This window comes from Syntrophales bacterium (assembly GCA_023228425.1).
Lineage (GTDB): Bacteria > Desulfobacterota > Syntrophia > Syntrophales > UBA2210 > MLS-D.
Window position 1 is genome coordinate 65,359 of sequence record JALOBE010000003.1, and the last position, 14,831, is coordinate 80,189.

Annotated in this window: 13 protein-coding genes and 1 tRNA gene; 5 read left to right on the forward strand and 9 right to left on the reverse strand. The window is 54.6% G+C overall.

Annotation, left to right across the window (positions count from 1 at the left end; genetic code table 11):
* Positions 1-148 precede the first annotated feature (148 nt).
* Positions 149-1,012: an RNA polymerase factor sigma-32 gene (locus tag M0Q23_02010; GenBank protein MCK9527423.1), complete on the forward strand. Its 864-nt coding sequence runs from the start codon at positions 149-151 to the stop codon at positions 1,010-1,012.
* A 45-nt stretch (positions 1,013-1,057) separates the two neighbouring features.
* On the opposite strand, the gene dnaB is transcribed toward M0Q23_02010, so the two are convergent.
* The 5 genes from dnaB to rpsF all read right to left on the reverse strand — a co-directional run bounded on the left by dnaB (position 1,058) and on the right by rpsF (position 4,753).
* On the reverse strand, positions 1,058-2,422 hold the full coding sequence (gene dnaB / locus M0Q23_02015; protein ID MCK9527424.1) for a replicative DNA helicase: 1,365 nt from the start codon (positions 2,420-2,422) through the stop codon (positions 1,058-1,060).
* Between the two features lie 20 nt (positions 2,423-2,442).
* Positions 2,443-2,889, reverse strand: coding sequence for a 50S ribosomal protein L9 (rplI, locus tag M0Q23_02020; protein ID MCK9527425.1), 447 nt, complete (start codon positions 2,887-2,889; stop codon positions 2,443-2,445).
* 84 nt (positions 2,890-2,973) lie between these two features.
* Positions 2,974-3,927, reverse strand: coding sequence for a YybS family protein (locus tag M0Q23_02025; protein MCK9527426.1), 954 nt, complete (start codon positions 3,925-3,927; stop codon positions 2,974-2,976).
* A 56-nt stretch (positions 3,928-3,983) separates the two neighbouring features.
* Positions 3,984-4,259, reverse strand: a complete 276-nt coding sequence (gene rpsR / locus M0Q23_02030) for a 30S ribosomal protein S18 (protein MCK9527427.1) — start codon at positions 4,257-4,259, stop codon at positions 3,984-3,986.
* A 2-nt stretch (positions 4,260-4,261) separates the two neighbouring features.
* The gene (gene rpsF / locus M0Q23_02035; protein MCK9527428.1) at positions 4,262-4,753 is read right to left on the reverse strand and encodes a 30S ribosomal protein S6; all 492 of its coding nucleotides are present in this window, start codon (positions 4,751-4,753) and stop codon (positions 4,262-4,264) included.
* Between the two features lie 592 nt (positions 4,754-5,345).
* Between rpsF and hrpA the strand changes: the two genes are divergently transcribed.
* A complete protein-coding gene (gene hrpA / locus M0Q23_02040; protein MCK9527429.1) occupies positions 5,346-9,122 on the forward strand; it encodes an ATP-dependent RNA helicase HrpA in 3,777 nt (1,258 codons plus the stop codon).
* A gap of 154 nt (positions 9,123-9,276) precedes the next feature.
* Here hrpA and M0Q23_02045 read toward each other — a convergent pair whose 3' ends face one another.
* Positions 9,277-9,831, reverse strand: a complete 555-nt coding sequence (locus M0Q23_02045) for a DUF2062 domain-containing protein (GenBank protein ID MCK9527430.1) — start codon at positions 9,829-9,831, stop codon at positions 9,277-9,279.
* A gap of 33 nt (positions 9,832-9,864) precedes the next feature.
* Complete coding sequence (locus M0Q23_02050; protein MCK9527431.1) at positions 9,865-10,284, reverse strand: universal stress protein; 420 nt, start codon at positions 10,282-10,284, stop codon at positions 9,865-9,867.
* A 663-nt stretch (positions 10,285-10,947) separates the two neighbouring features.
* On the opposite strand from M0Q23_02050, the gene M0Q23_02055 reads away from it, so the two are divergent.
* Positions 10,948-11,346, forward strand: coding sequence for a VOC family protein (locus M0Q23_02055; protein MCK9527432.1), 399 nt, complete (start codon positions 10,948-10,950; stop codon positions 11,344-11,346).
* Positions 11,347-11,474: 128 nt separating this feature from the next.
* Here the strand turns inward: M0Q23_02055 and M0Q23_02060 are convergent, their stop codons facing one another.
* The gene (locus M0Q23_02060; GenBank protein MCK9527433.1) at positions 11,475-11,612 is read right to left on the reverse strand and encodes a hypothetical protein; all 138 of its coding nucleotides are present in this window, start codon (positions 11,610-11,612) and stop codon (positions 11,475-11,477) included.
* Between the two features lie 735 nt (positions 11,613-12,347).
* Here M0Q23_02060 and M0Q23_02065 point away from each other — a divergent pair.
* Both M0Q23_02065 and M0Q23_02070 read left to right on the forward strand, forming a co-directional pair.
* A complete protein-coding gene (locus M0Q23_02065) occupies positions 12,348-13,082 on the forward strand; it encodes a hypothetical protein (GenBank protein ID MCK9527434.1) in 735 nt (244 codons plus the stop codon).
* A complete protein-coding gene (locus tag M0Q23_02070) occupies positions 13,082-14,458 on the forward strand; it encodes an HD domain-containing protein (protein MCK9527435.1) in 1,377 nt (458 codons plus the stop codon). Before M0Q23_02065 ends, M0Q23_02070 begins: the two co-directional genes overlap by 1 nt.
* Before the next feature lie 223 nt (positions 14,459-14,681).
* Here the strand turns inward: M0Q23_02070 and M0Q23_02075 are convergent.
* Positions 14,682-14,758: transfer RNA gene (locus M0Q23_02075), tRNA-Met, on the reverse strand.
* Positions 14,759-14,831: the final 73 nt, after the last annotated feature.

Consider the following 14,831-nt stretch of genomic DNA (forward strand, 5'->3'; position numbering starts at 1 on the left):
ACAGCTCCGGCGGATGTCAAGATCGCTCTTGGACATGCCCGGGAGACGTCACGCAACGATTCTCAATTGATTTCTGATGGTTATTATATGTCTTGACTAATCCCGTAGTTTTACTAAAATTACAGATTACGCTTGAGGAGAAACCGCCATGAATCTTCCGGCTGTTACAGATACGCTGGATCACTACATGATGGAAATACAGAAATTCCAGATTCTCGATCCCGAAGAGGAGTTCAATCTGGCCGTCCGCTTCAGGAAGTACGGCGACATGGAGGCAGCGGAGCGCCTGGTTACGTCGAATCTTCGCTTCGTCGTGAAAATCGCCCACGAATACAAAAATTACCGCGTCAGGCTGCTCGATCTCATCCAGGAGGGCAATATCGGCCTCATGCACGCCGTAAAGAAATTCGATCCCTACAAGGGGTACCGCCTTATTTCTTACGCTGTCTGGTGGATTCGGGCCTACATGCAGAACTATATCATCAAGAGTTGGAGCCTCGTCAAGATAGGAACCACCCAGGCCCAGAGAAAGCTTTTTTTCAAACTGAACCAGGTCAAAAGGAACCTGGAACGCCTCTCCCGGGAAAACCCGGATTTTCGTGAAGCCGCCGAGTTGCTTAACGTCAAGGAGTCTGAAGTGGCTGAAATGGACCTGCGCCTGTCGAATCGGGACGTGTCTCTCGACGCCTCGCTGGACGGCGATGGTGAGTCTCTTTTCATCGACCAGCTCATGGACACGGGAAGCAGTCAGGAGGATCTGCTCATCAGGAAAGAGGAACGGGCCCTGGTCAAAAAAAACATCGCCGGCGCGCTCGCGAATCTGAACGAACGGGAGAGCTACATCATACGGAACCGCATCATGGTGGATGAGCCGAAGACGCTTCAGGAAATCGGCGACACCTTCAATATCACGAGAGAACGGGCCCGCCAGATTGAAAAAGAGGCCCTCAAAAAAATGAGGCTCGCCCTGCCGTACTTCGGTGGTGATGATGGCGTGGAATCCCGGTCTTGATCCACATCATGAGGGATCGCCCGATGGGGCGGCGAAGCCGGCTTTTCAGTACTCGTCACGGACCCAGGCGGGATTTTCAAAACGGGTGTACTCCTTGAGAAAGGTGAGCTTCACTTTGCCCACAGGGCCGTTCCTCTGCTTCCCCACGTCGATTTCCGCGAAACCCCGTTCGGGGTTGTCTTCGGACTTATTGTAAACCTCGTCCCGGTAAATGAACATGATCACGTCGGCATCCTGTTCTATGGCGCCTGATTCGCGGAGGTCCGCCAGATAGGGCCTTCTGTCGGACCGGGATTCCACCTGCCGGTTGAGCTGTGACAGCGCGATGAGAGGAACGTTGAGTTCCTTGGCAAGAGCCTTGAGCGAACGGCTGATGTCGGATATCTCCTGTTCCCGGGGCATATTTTGGTCCCGCCCCCTCATGAGCTGCAGGTAATCGAGGATAATCAGACCCAGACCTGCCTCGGCCTTGAGACGACGCGATTTGGCCTTCATTTCCAGGGCGGATATAGCCGGGGTATCATCGATATAGATGGGTGCCTCGGACAGTCTCCCCGCCGCGGTGGTAAGCTTGGGCCAGTCCATCTCTCCCAGAAACCCTTTCCGGAGGCGTTGCGCGTCCACCCGGGCCTCTGAGGCAAGCATCCGGAACGCGAGCTGCTCTTTGGACATTTCAAGGGAAAAAACCGCCACAGGTATGTTCTGCTCGATCGCCGCATGCTGGGCTATATTGAGGGCAAAGGCCGTTTTCCCCATACTGGGACGGGCGGCAATAATGATGAGATCCGATTTCTGAAGACCCGCGGTCAGTTCATCGATTTTGCCGTATCCCGTGGATACCCCGGTTATGAGGGCCTTTTTCTCATACAGCGTTTCAATCGTCTTGAAACTGTCCCTGATGATTCCTTTGATGGGATGGAAGGAAGGTTTTATCTTGTGTTCCGATATATCGAAGACGGCGTGCTCAGCCTGGTCAAGAACGCTGTCCACGTCGGCACCGGGATTGTAGCTCTTGGAAAGAATTTCTGTGGCCACCCCGATAAGACCTCGAAGCACTGACTTTTCTTTGACTATTTTGGCGTAATGGACAATGTTCGCCGCCGAGGGAACCCGGTCGACGAGGTTTACCAGGTAGACTTCGCCGCCGACGCGGTCGATTTCTTTTTTGTCCCGCAGTATGTTGCTGAGCGTCACCAGGTCGGAAGGCTCGTTGCGCTCGAACAGTTCGAGGATTGCGGTATAAATCCTGCGATGGGCCTCGCTGTAAAAATCACCGGCATCGAGAACCTCGACCACCGCATTGATTGCGTGGTTATCCAGCAGCATTCCCCCCAGCACGGACTGTTCAGCGTCCAGATTCTGGGGCGGAATTTTGTGGAGTGAGTAATCGACGTCTTTTTTCACAGACATGGCCGAGCCTCAGCGGATATTCAGGACTCCCCGACGACCCGCACGTTCAGGTTTCCCACCACCTTCGGGTAGAGTTTAACTTTGACTTCGAATTCGCCTGCTTCCTTGATGGGTTCTTCAAGAACAATACTCTTCCGGTCCAGGGAAATACCTTGCGCCGCGAAGGCTTCTTCGATATCCCGGGAAGTCACGGAGCCGAAAAGCTTGCCCTGGTCTCCGATTTTGCGTTCGATGGTCACGGACAGGGACTGCAGTCGTTGCGCCGTCTCTTCCGCCTGTCGGTGCTCCTTGTCAACCCGTGCCTCGATCGAGGCTTTTTCACGTTCCAGGACTTTGATGTTCCTGGTGTTCGCCTCGAGGGCCATGTTCCCGGGTATCAGGTAATTCCTCGCGTAGCCCGCGGACACGTTCACGACCTGCCCTGCTTTCCCCAGGGATTCAACATCTTCTTTCAGAATAACCTTCATCGGTTCATCTCCTTCTCCCGTACAGCACGCAGGCGGCTGCCGGTTTTTATCTCTCTTCCCTTTCGACGGAGCACCGCGCGTTCATCAGGTGTCTTCAGGGAAATCCGGTGACGAAAAAGCCGGTTTACGAAAATCCGCCCACATATCTATAATGCCCAGCACCGCCACCGGAAGGAACAACAGCGGCTGAATCAGTATCATAAGGTACAGGGCGATTCTAATGAAAAGCGGCACCTGTTTCACCTTAAAAAAACAGGAAATAACAGCAAACCCCTGGAGCATAAACAAAAAAAGCATGATTATCAGACCGTTCATACCGATGAGCAGCGTTGCCTTCCAGGGAATCAGAGCAACGGCAAAGGTAATCACCGCGACCCAGACTATACCGTCCGGCAGCTTCCACCGGGTAAGGTCGCCGAAATCGGGATACCACATATTCCTCTTACGGAAAAGGATCGATCCCGCCAACAGGCTGACCCAGGAAACAACGGCACATCCCGTGATCACCAGGGAGGGGATGACGCCCAGCAGGACGGCAGTAATCCGGGCTTCCTTGCTCCTGATCATTTCAACGTGGGCCGCCGGGGCGCCTGTTCCCGCGTACAATTCTATGTTCTCACGGACGATGCGGGCCACGTTCTCTTCAACGAGGAAAGACAGACCGCGGCCGCTGCTGACACCATGCCAGGATAGAACCGCCACGACCAGGATCAGCAGACCGGCCGAGGTAATGAGGACGGTTTTTTCTATTGAGAGATCCAGTCTGAGCACTTCAGAGAGAATCAGTCCCAGCGAGCTGAGGATAAAATAATAACTCGTCGCGACGGGGGCTTCGAAAGACGTGAGAAACCAGAAAACAAGGAACAGTGTCAGGACGTAGTACAACAAGCCCCTGAACCGGCCCATCCGGCAATAAAAATAGAGTACCGGCAGGGGCGTGACCACGGTTCCAATCTGTGCCAGTACCGGTATGGATGCCAGGATTACAAAAAGGGCAAGCGTTACGGCAACGGCGAATACGAATTCGGTGATAACCACGATCCCTCGAACGGCAGTCCCCGTACCGGGGGCGCGGAACAGGGCTCCCGGCTATCTTATGCTTCCGCCACGATAAAAGGCAACAGGGCCAGATTCCGTGCTCTCTTGATGGCAACGGTCACTTCACGCTGATGTTTGGCGCAGGTGCCGGATATTCTCCGGGGCAGTATCTTGCCTCGTTCCGTGATAAAATTCTTCAAAGCCTCCGGTACCTTATAGTCGATTTTCAGGGTTGAATCACCACAGAATCTGCATACTTTTTTCTTGTGAAAAAATCTTCTCCTCGGTCCGCGGGAACCCCTTGCCGGTCGTCTCGATGCGGGATGTGCCATGCTTAATCCTCCTCCGTTTCGACGTTTTCTTCACTGGCTGCTTCCGTCGATCCCGGCACCGGCTCGCTTTCCGTCTCCGGCGAAAGCCCACCATCCTCCTGATCCGGCTCCCCGGACTCCGGAACAGTCTCAGAGGCAGGAATCTCCCGGGCAGCTTCCGCTTCACGGATTGCGGCCCGTTCCCGTTCAATTTCCTCGAGATCAACCCTGTCTTGCTTTTTTACAGAGATAAACCGCAGAATCTTGTCATCAATCCGCAACCGGCGCTCCATCTCGGGAATAATGCCACTGTCACCGACGAAGTCGATCAGAACATAATACCCTTCACGGCGCTTCTGGATTGGATAGGCGAGTCTGCGCTTCCCCCACCTGTCAACGCTGACGACGACTCCCTTGTATTCGGCAACGATTGCCAGGTACCGTTCCAGCTGTTCGTCGATCTCATCGGCCGACATGTCGTGGAAAGCGATGTAGACTACTTCATACCGTTTCACAATGTGTGATCCTCCTCTCGGCTCTAAACCCCGCGCAGCGGGCACGGGGAAGGAGACTTCCGATGTGAAAACCGGATTTCTATACCACCGGTCCTGATAAAGCAAGATATATTTTGATGGTCTCGTAAAAATCGCTGGAACCGTCCACCTCCCCGTCGTCAACTCCGACCTCCCGGTCGCCATTTCGACCGGAGGGAGAAATCTTTCACAATGACGGCAGGAAAGAAAGATTTCTCGTCGCTTCGCTCCTCGAAATGACGGTTCCTTGAGTGCCGCCCGAAATGACGATACCCCGGGTAGTCACTGAAACGGCGGTATCCCGGGCGCTCCTCTCAATGACACAATGAAAGGTTCCGTAAACAGGCCCTTGGGGTACGACGCGTGCACACATCCCAGGGAATGAAGCACGCACAGGGCGCGCAGCGGTGGCGAGGGGTAGAGCGCGCAACGGCATCCGGTTATAATACCGGAGGCATGTCTCCGATACCATTTTACAAAGCCGTAAAAAATGTATACATACGGCAGGACAAAAAATCAAACCGCCTGCAGGCTCTTCACGAGAAACCCTTGAAATGTCTGAATGGTCTCAATTGTGAAAACATTGCCGGAAAACCGAAATACTCCGCCCCGCCCGAAACACCAGCCGCTCCTTGTGTACCCACCGGGGCTCCCCATTCTGGAGGGGCGTGACGACATCGTTGATGCCATCCACCGGCACCAGGTGGTGGTCATCACCGGAGAAACCGGATCGGGTAAAACGACCCAGATTCCCAAGATGTGTCTCGAAGCGGGTCGCGGCACGAAGGGAATCATCGGCTGCACCCAGCCCCGCCGGATTGCCGCCGTTTCAATCGCCCGCAGGATAGCGGAAGAGATGGGGGAAGAACCGGGGAAATCCGTGGGGTACAAGATCCGCTTCGAGGATCGGACGGGCCTCGGGACGCGCATCAAGATCATGACGGACGGCATACTGCTCATGGAGGCCCGGTCTGATCCGCTCCTGCGACGATACGACACACTCATTATCGATGAGGCTCACGAGCGAAGCGTCACTATCGATTTGATCCTGGGCATCCTCAAAAGAATCATTACACAACGAAGAGACCTGAAGGTGATCATCACCTCGGCAACCATCGACCCGGAACGGTTTTCCCGGGCTTTTGACAGGGCTCCCATGATAGAAGTATCAGGCCGCACCTTCCCCGTTGAAGTGCGGTACCGGCCCCTTGATCCGGCCGACCTCGATGAGGGCGGCGACGACTTCATCGAGGCGGCTCTGAAAGCCGTGGATGAACTGAAACGGGCGGGGCTCCGCGGTCACATACTGATTTTTATGCCCACGGAACAGGACATCCGGGATACCTGCGAAACGCTTTCGGGGAGGGACTACCGGAATACCCGTGTGATGCCTCTGTACGCACGACTTCCCTCGGAGAGCCAACAGCACATTTTCCAGTCCACCCGGGAGGACAAGATAATTGTAGCCACCAACGTGGCGGAGACATCCATCACAGTACCGGGAATCCGGTATGTCATCGACACGGGTCTTGCCCGTATCGCTGAATACCGCCCCCAGACACGAACCAAGAGCCTTCCCGTGAAGGCCATCTCGCAAAGCAGCGCCATCCAGCGGAAAGGACGTTGCGGGCGCGTTGAAAGCGGTGTGTGCATCCGCCTTTATTCCGAGGAAGACTACGAAAATCGCCCCCGTAACACACCACCTGAAATCCTGCGTACCAACCTGGCGGAAGTGATTCTCCGCATGATGCACCAGAAGCTTGGCCATATATCGGTCTTTCCCTTTATCGATCCACCCGGTCCGCGGGCGGTACGGGACGGCTATGACATCCTTCTTGAACTCGGCGCCATAGAGCCTCGGGGCTCTGATTACCTGTTGACGGAGCGCGGAACCCACATGGCCAGGCTGCCGCTGGACCCGAGAATCGCCCGGATCATCCTGGATGCACGGGACCAAGGCTGCCTGGAAGAGGCGCTTGTCATCGCCGCGGCCCTGTCCGTCCAGGATCCCCGGGAGCGCCCGCAGGACAGAGAACGGCAAGCCGACGAGGCTCTGAAACCCTTTATCAACCCGTCATCGGACTTCATAACCCTTCTTAACATCTGGCACGCTTTCAGGGATGACTCCCGGGCGGGCGCCACGGAAAACCGCAAACGGGCGTGGTGCCGCGACCATTTCCTTTCATACCGGAGGATGAGAGAATGGAGAAGCGTTCAGGAAGAATTGAAGGCTATTCTGAATGAATCGGAACTGGGAACCCAGAAAAGAAAACGCCGCCCGACGGGAGAAGAATTGTACGAAGCGCTTCACAGATCCATCCTGGCGGGCTACATCTCTCAATTCGCCATGAAAAAGCAAAAAAACATCTATCACTTTGCCAGGGGACGGGAAGCGATGATTTTCCCGGGATCGGGTTGTTACAACCGAGGCGGATCGTGGATCGTTTCGGCTGAAATGGTAAAAACTTCACGGCTCTTCGCCCGGATCAATGCCTCCGTCAAAAGCGAATGGCTGGAGGAGGCAGGGGCTGATTTCTGCCGGAAAACCTGGTCAGAACCAGGCTACGACGCCGACCGGGGAGAGGTGACGGCCCGCGAACAGGTCACTCTCTTCGGTCTGCCCATCGTGTCGGGAAGGACCATCTCTTTCGGCCGTGTAAACCCTGAAGAAGCAACGGATATTTTTATACGGGAGGCGCTCGTCGAGGAAGCTCTCTCACCCGTGCTTCCCTTCCTCAAGCATAACCGGGCCTGTATCGACAGGGTGCTGACCATGGAAAACAAGATCAGGAAACGTACCCTGCTGGTGGACGAAGAGGATCTGGTGGATTTTTACCGCCGGCGCCTCTGCGATGTCTCTGACGCCAGGACCCTGAAAAAGATGATACGGGAACGCGGTTCCGACGAGTTCCTTCGCATGGACGAGGAAGATGTCCGGCGCCGACTTCCGCCGGAAGAACTGGCGGACTATCCTGACCAGGTCAGTCTCGATGGCAGAAGGTTTTCCCTTGCCTATCACTTCGACCCGGGATCTGAAAATGATGGGGTAACTCTGAAGATTCCCGTCCGCCATATCGGTGTCGTAGGGGACGGATCCCCTGACTGGAAAATACCGGGGCTTCTCAGGGAAAAGATAGCGGTCCTCATCAGGGGACTTCCCAAGGAATACCGGAGAAGGCTGATTCCCCTGGCGGGGACTGTCGACGCTGTCGTCAAGGACACGGCCGGCAGGGACGAGGGTTCCCTCGTACAGGTTCTCGCCGACAGCATACAGAGACGGTACGGCGTTGCCATACCCGCCACGGCCTGGCCCGTGGACAAGCTGCCGGAACACCTGAAAATACGGTACGCCTTGACGGGTCCGGGAAACAGGGAACTCAAGGCATCCCGGGATGTGGCGGAGCTTGCCGGAGAAATCGCGACCGAAACATTCGAAGGCCTCTTTGAAAAGGAGCGCCGTGCCTGGGAGCGAAGCGCCGTAACCCGCTGGGACATCGGTGATGTTCCCGAACGTGTCGAATACGGAGACCGCCATCGTCGAGAGTGCGCATTCCCCGCCTTAAGCGAAGGAGAAGGAGGAATCCATCTCCGGCTCTTTCATGTCGAGGAGGAGGCAACCCGTGCGCACCGGCAGGGAGTTCGCGGACTTTATAAACTTCAGTTCGCCAAGGACTTCAAATATCTGATGCAATGCCTCGCCCTGCCCGATTCGACAGGAAAACTCACCGTTCCCATGGGGGGATCGAGGCTGATCACCCGCATGCTGGCGGAACGGGTGCTCGATGAGCTCCTGGACGGAACGGCGCGCACCGAAAAGGCATTCCTCGACGAAGCAGCCGCGGTCCGCAGGGGTATTCATGAAGCATCGACCCGTCTTCTCTCTCTCACCGAGCCGGTCCTCGGGCTTTACGGAACAACACGCCTCCGCCTGGCGGACCTGGCGGCCCTCAACGGCACAAACACGCGGGCGGTCACGTTCATCGATCGTTTGAGAAATCATCTGGACAGGCTCGTTCCTCCCGACTTCGCCAGGCGGTACGATACGGACCGTCTGGTTCGCCTGCCCTTCTATATTCGGGGACTCGCCATGAGGGCCGACCGGGGCATCATCCACCTGGACAAAGACGAGGCGAAGGCCCGGAACCTGGCCCCTTTCATTGCCGCCCTGGAAGAGATCCGTGTTACGCTCCCGGCCTTCAGCTCACCGGAAAAGCAGCGGGCCCTGGAGGAATTTTCATGGATGCTCGAAGAATATGCCCTTTCCCTCTTCGCCCCCGAAGTGAAACGGGCCGCTCCCGTGTCGTCAAAGCGACTCCAGAGACACCTCGAAACGTTGCATGCCATGATCTGACCTCTCCGCTGCGGGGAAGCTCCTCCCTCTCGCGCCTGGCAGTGCCGGTTTGCATCGATGGCATTCGGGGCTTGTTTGTACCGACGCGGGTCAAGGCTCACCGGCAACAAAAGAGGCCGGGTTCCTGTGCCGATGCCTTTGACGGAACATGGTTTCAATCCGGATCCTCGTCCTCGTCGTCCCCCTCGTCGGGGCTTTCGCGCCATTTGAATACTCGCCAGGCGAGTCTCACCAGAACGTATCCCATCAAGGCCGCCAGGGTACCCAGTACTATTCCCCCGATGACCAGGTAGAGTCCGTTGGCAAAATAATGAGCCGTGGGACCGCGAAAGCCGTAGGCCTTGATAAAGGAAGGGAGACAACCGACGAGCCATCGGCCCAGCTTGAATGCCAGCCCGTAGACGGGGACCGCTGTCAGAGGGTTCGTGACCCAGCATGCGGCCAGAGCTATGGGAAGATTGACCCTGAGCCAGATGGCCAGAATGGCACTCAACAGCATCTGCACGGAAATGGTGGGTGTGAAGGCAATAAAGAGACCCAGGGGCAGACCGCCCGCCAGCGAGCGCTCACTCATGCGCCAGATCTCGCGGTCGAAGAGGCGGTCACCCAGGATCCGGTGGACATATTCTCCGCGAAGTTTTCCGCGATACGAGAGCAGTTTCTCCCGAAGTTTTTTCCGGATGCGCTCAGCGGTGGTTCCAGGGATCACAGGCATGTCCTCAACAGGATGGAACCCTCGGGGCTACTTCACGAGCATGACAGGGCACTGTGAAAGCAGGGCAACCTTGTAGCTTATGGTCCCCCAACTCTGGGTCGGCCGTTCCGGGTCAACCACGTGGGAGTGCATGATGATGATCCCCGTCTTTCTCTGGTCGGCAAACTTGAGAATTTCCTGGGTGCGGTTTCCGAAAACGACGGTGACGTTAATGACGGGAGAAGCATCCTTGTGGGTCGCGACAAGGGCATTCATGTTCTTCAAGGCCCTCTTTTCCAGTTTCGAATAGAACTCCTCGAGTTCTGAAAACTCGACATCCACGAGGGTCTCTATCACATGAAGAAGGTCGATGTCACCTTGATAATGCCTGGCCATATCGATCGCTATGTCCAGGGATGTCCTCGATTTTTCAGAAAAATCAACAGGTACCAGAACGCGTTTGAACATGGTCCCCCCTCTGTTGTCGTTTTTCCCGTCTTTCGTGTCTCGCGACGGAAGCTGCACGACACATTACTATTAAAAACAGAACGGTAACGTCAAGAGTTTTGTGTCACCTCCGTAAGAAAGGGTATACCCGTTTGTTGTTTCATGCTTTCATGGGTGAAGGTAATCGGGGGCCACCGATACCGTCACACTATGGACGGGAAATCAGGCACGAACGCGGGGGGACCGGTATTTCATGATCTGTGGCGCTATAAACGCCGCGTGGTTGGAGGTAAAGAAGGGCGTGGCCCGACGGATGATTGACGCAATGGTATCACGGCGGCGGAATTCCTTGTCTGGGTAGTGCCGCACCTGGGGCCTGTTCCATCCTTGACGGCTTCCTAAAAAGCGCCCCAGCCCGCCTCCGGCGGACCTGCATCATACAACTGACGTGCCGTAAGCGGGCGGCGTTGAGGATGGACGCGCCGGCACAACCGGAGAAGGAGACCGAACTAACATCGCTACAGGCAACGCCCCCATCTCCGGAATTATGTGCTGCGTGATGTCATATACGTACGCCTATGGTACTGAGAAGTTGACATTGCAGAACGGTATGCTACAAACATGGCCGTCTGAATATTTATAATTTTTAGCATGGACGTAGTTAACAGAAAGAGGATAGAGAAAATGATCGTCAATTTTCATCATGCCCACTTGTTTGCTTCCGACATCAATGCCAGTCTTGAGTTTTATCAGGAAATGTTTGGGGGAATAATCGTGGCCGACATTGAAATGGCCGGGGCGCGTAACGTTTTTCTGCAGATAGGAAAGGGCCGTCTGCACTTTTATGACCAACCTCCCCGCGACGAGGTCAGAGGTGCGATTCATCATCTTGGAATGGAGACGGACGACCTCGAAGCCCTTGTAGCCCACATGAAATCCCGCGGCGTTCAATTCCGCAAAGACATTGCCGATTTTGGATTCTGGAAATATGTAATGGCACCAGCTCCTGATAATGTGCTTCTGGAGCTGTTCCAACCGGTGCGGGAAAACTATCCGGCTTCCGTGACTGACAATGTATTTTAAGCTGGAGTTTAACACCTGCGAAAAATGACGAGCTCATAAAAAATAGTTCTTCTGCTTCGTGGACACAGGCGCCCTCACATAGTTCTCGGCACCACATGTGGTGTTTGCTCTTTGAAAGTCGGATACTGTCACGACACTTCCCGTATCGTCCGGGGCATTTCCACACCGACGGCCTGAAAGACTTTTCCGCAGGAACCGAGGCATTGCCTTCGGATGGAGAGTTTCTTCCCCGTGTCGTCAAGGATGATCTCCTGCAGGGCCTTCATATCCTGCTTGATATCGGACCATCCGCATCCTTGCTGTGGCCCGGCCGGCCCGGCGTTTCCCCTCCGTTACCTTCAAGGCGAAGCAACGTGGTGAAAAAAACCATGTCGAGGCTGGTGAACAGATCACGGCGGAGCTGGAACAGATCCTCCTCGATTACATCCTTCATGTAACGGGGCGAAAAAGGCATCCGCTCTCGCAAAAACGAAATAGAACCCAAGACACCTTCAGACAGAACGGTTTCCTTCAAAGGCCCATTTCTCGCGAATCCTGGAATGGGCTTTCTTTTGTCCCATCCTCTTACCGAAAAAGTATAGAAATCGCTCTATCCCGAGATGACTTCTTCCTTCGTGTCTTAGTCGCAAAGATTCTTTGCCTAGAGACGGTCAGGGGGCAACCGACACCGACGGGGCTCTCAATTCCCCTCCATTTGTTAACTATGGGAGGAGCCGATTTCATAAAACTAGCGCCAATACTCATTTTCCGCTTGCAATTCTTTCCGGAAACAGTAACTATGGTGTCCACGTTTCCGGGAGCTGTTCCATGGGATATCCTGCCTATTGCAAGACAAGACAATCGATATCACCTACTTCTGTGAGACTCTCGCTGCTTGGGACAGGAAGAGGCAGCCCCACAGCACATGAGTCTGTATCGGCAAACGCCATCGTGGATCGGGCACGATCATCCCATCGAAACGACTGCGCCCCGATCAGACAGCGGTCCATGACCCCGCTGTCATGGCAGACACGAAGGTGGTCGGAACGACGGTGATTCTCGACTGGGTTGTGTCTGAGCCGGGAGGGGACAAGGCTTTGAACAAGGCCTTTCCCGATACTTGGCGACAGGCACTGCTCCCGTCCTGTTACATCGCCTCCCAGGGTGACTCTCTCATATCCTGCAAACCCTGGAGCAAGAACCATGATCACCCCTGTGAAGCATCCCTCACCATCCAGCGTATCAGTGATACTCTAAAAGGCCTTTCCGCCAACAGCCGGACGACCTTCTTCAAGGAATGGGACTTGAAGAAAGCGGAGCAGGACGACCTCACGGTCCGCCAGAGCATTCAGAATCCCGACAGACACCCTATGATTATTGCCGACGAGGCGTTCTACGCTCGCGGCAACCCCTATCCCGGGGGTGGGAAGCGCAAGCACTGCTTTCTTCATATCCCCGCCACTTCCCCTGCCGTCACAGCAGATACCAATAGGTTCACCTTTGACATGAAGTACCTTCACGCCCATAACTCAGCGGCTACGGGTAACAGGCTCTTTATCCGGTTTGTCGCACTCATACCGATCAGCGCCCTGCGAAAGAAAATGCAGGACGTGAAGCTCGCGGAAAAGCGCACCGTGCAAAAGCTGCCTTTGGGAATAAAGGTCGGCTCTCAAAATCACCCTGCCGGTATAGTCACAATAACAGCTTTGATGAGTACGGTTTTTCGGGGACGATTTGGACAGGAGGGTAATGAATAATGAGAGAGTTTTGTAAGCGCCTCGAGTTGTTAAAGAAATATCTGCAAGCTGCGCTGGGCGAGGCTTATGTTATTGGCATGGACGGCAACGTTCTCTGCCTGGACCGGACATGGAGGGGAATTTCAGGATACGAACGCGAAGTGCTTTTAGGTAAAAATTTCCTGACGGAAAGCAGCCTGCTACGTGCTATGGAGTTATTTCACACATGTTTTGGAGGCAAATCAACAGGCCCCGGTGAAGTTACGCTTTTTGGAAAAGACGGAAGCCACGTGGCGGTGGAAATAAACATTATTGAGGCCCAACAGGAAGGCAAGCAGGTCATGCTTGCTCTTGTCAGAGACACAACCATGAAAGAGAAGGCGGAATTGACGCTTCGTGAGACTTACGAACGACTGCGCAAAATAAGCGACAATTTGCCGGATAGTCTCGTTTATCAGATTGTTTCGGACGAGAAAGGTCAAGGGTGTCGATTCACCTATATCAGCGCGGGCGTTGAGCAGATCCGCGGTGTTACGGTCGAGCAAGCGTTAAACGATGCAACACTGTTGTATGAACAGATTGTCGACGAGGACCGTCATTTGGTGAAAGAGAATGAGGCCGCAGCGCTGAAAAACATGTCGATCTTCAACGTCGAAGTGCGTATCAGAAGGCCATCCGGCGAAATAAGGTGGGTCAATCTTATTGCGACGCCGCAGCGTTTGTCCGAGTACCAGGTGCAGTGGGACGGTGTTGAAATTGATATCACTGATAGAAAAAAGAATGAAGTGAGTCTCAAACAAAGTATCGAACGGGTACGAAAAGCGTTGAGTGCCATTACAAACGTAATAGTAGCAACCGTTGAAGCACGGGACCCTTTCACCGCTGGACATCAACGCCGTACAGCGGATTTGGCGCGGTCCATAGCGATAGAAACGGGTTTGACATCCGATCAGATTGAAGGCATTCACATGGCCGGCATCATCCACGATATCGGCAAAATATCCATCCCGGCAGAAATCCTCAGCAAGCCGGGCAGGCTCACGGAGGCAGAGTTCGACCTTGTGAAAATGCACGTCGATACGGGATACAACATCTTAAAGCGGGTCGATTTCTCTCAACCTGTCGCACGAATAGTGTATGAGCATCATGAGAGGATGGATGGCTCCGGTTATCCCCGGAGGCTGAAGGGAGAGGAGATGATCATTGAATCAAGGATATTGGCAGTCGCTGATGTGGTAGAGGCAATGGCGTCCCACCGTCCCTATCGACCTGCCTTGGGTGTAAATGCGGCATTGGGAGAGATAGAAAAGAACAGGGAAGTTCTTTACGATGCAGATGTAGTAGATGCCTGTTTGAGATTATTTCGGGAGAAGGGATATCAACTACCGGATGTATGACCTGCGGCCCCCTATGTCCTCTCCTTATCCCCCTGCAGTAATCGATGGATCAAATGCCGCTGCACAAGGAAGAAGCCCGGCTCAGGGTGGTCAATTGTGGGGTATCACACCTAGACGTCAAGGTTGCCGTCTTGATGTGGTTGGAAAGTCTGTCTTATTGTTGTCACTTCGTTGTCGCAAGAAAAGGGGCTACAGGATCATGCCTCGTAACCCCTTGATTTTATGGTGGCGGTGCAGGGACTTGAACCCCGGACACTACGGATATGAGCCGTATGCTCTAACCAGCTGAGCTACACCGCCATTGTATCGCAGGAACGGCGGTTATTACATCAGAACCCTGTTCCTGTCAAGTCCATTGGTGGCCTGGAAAACC

Excerpts from the sequence above, each read along its gene's own strand:
- M0Q23_02070 (MCK9527435.1), top strand. The coding sequence starts at position 13,082 with ATGAGAGAGTTTTGTAAGCGCCTCGAGTTGTTAAAGAAATATCTGCAA.
- M0Q23_02060 (MCK9527433.1), bottom strand. The coding sequence starts at position 11,612 with ATGAAGGCCCTGCAGGAGATCATCCTTGACGACACGGGGAAGAAACTC.
- dnaB (MCK9527424.1), bottom strand. The coding sequence starts at position 2,422 with ATGTCTGTGAAAAAAGACGTCGATTACTCACTCCACAAAATTCCGCCC.
- M0Q23_02010 (MCK9527423.1), top strand. The coding sequence starts at position 149 with ATGAATCTTCCGGCTGTTACAGATACGCTGGATCACTACATGATGGAA.
- rplI (MCK9527425.1), bottom strand. The coding sequence starts at position 2,889 with ATGAAGGTTATTCTGAAAGAAGATGTTGAATCCCTGGGGAAAGCAGGG.
- rpsR (MCK9527427.1), bottom strand. The coding sequence starts at position 4,259 with ATGGCACATCCCGCATCGAGACGACCGGCAAGGGGTTCCCGCGGACCG.
- M0Q23_02050 (MCK9527431.1), bottom strand. The coding sequence starts at position 10,284 with ATGTTCAAACGCGTTCTGGTACCTGTTGATTTTTCTGAAAAATCGAGG.
- M0Q23_02055 (MCK9527432.1), top strand. The coding sequence starts at position 10,948 with ATGATCGTCAATTTTCATCATGCCCACTTGTTTGCTTCCGACATCAAT.
- M0Q23_02065 (MCK9527434.1), top strand. The coding sequence starts at position 12,348 with ATGGCAGACACGAAGGTGGTCGGAACGACGGTGATTCTCGACTGGGTT.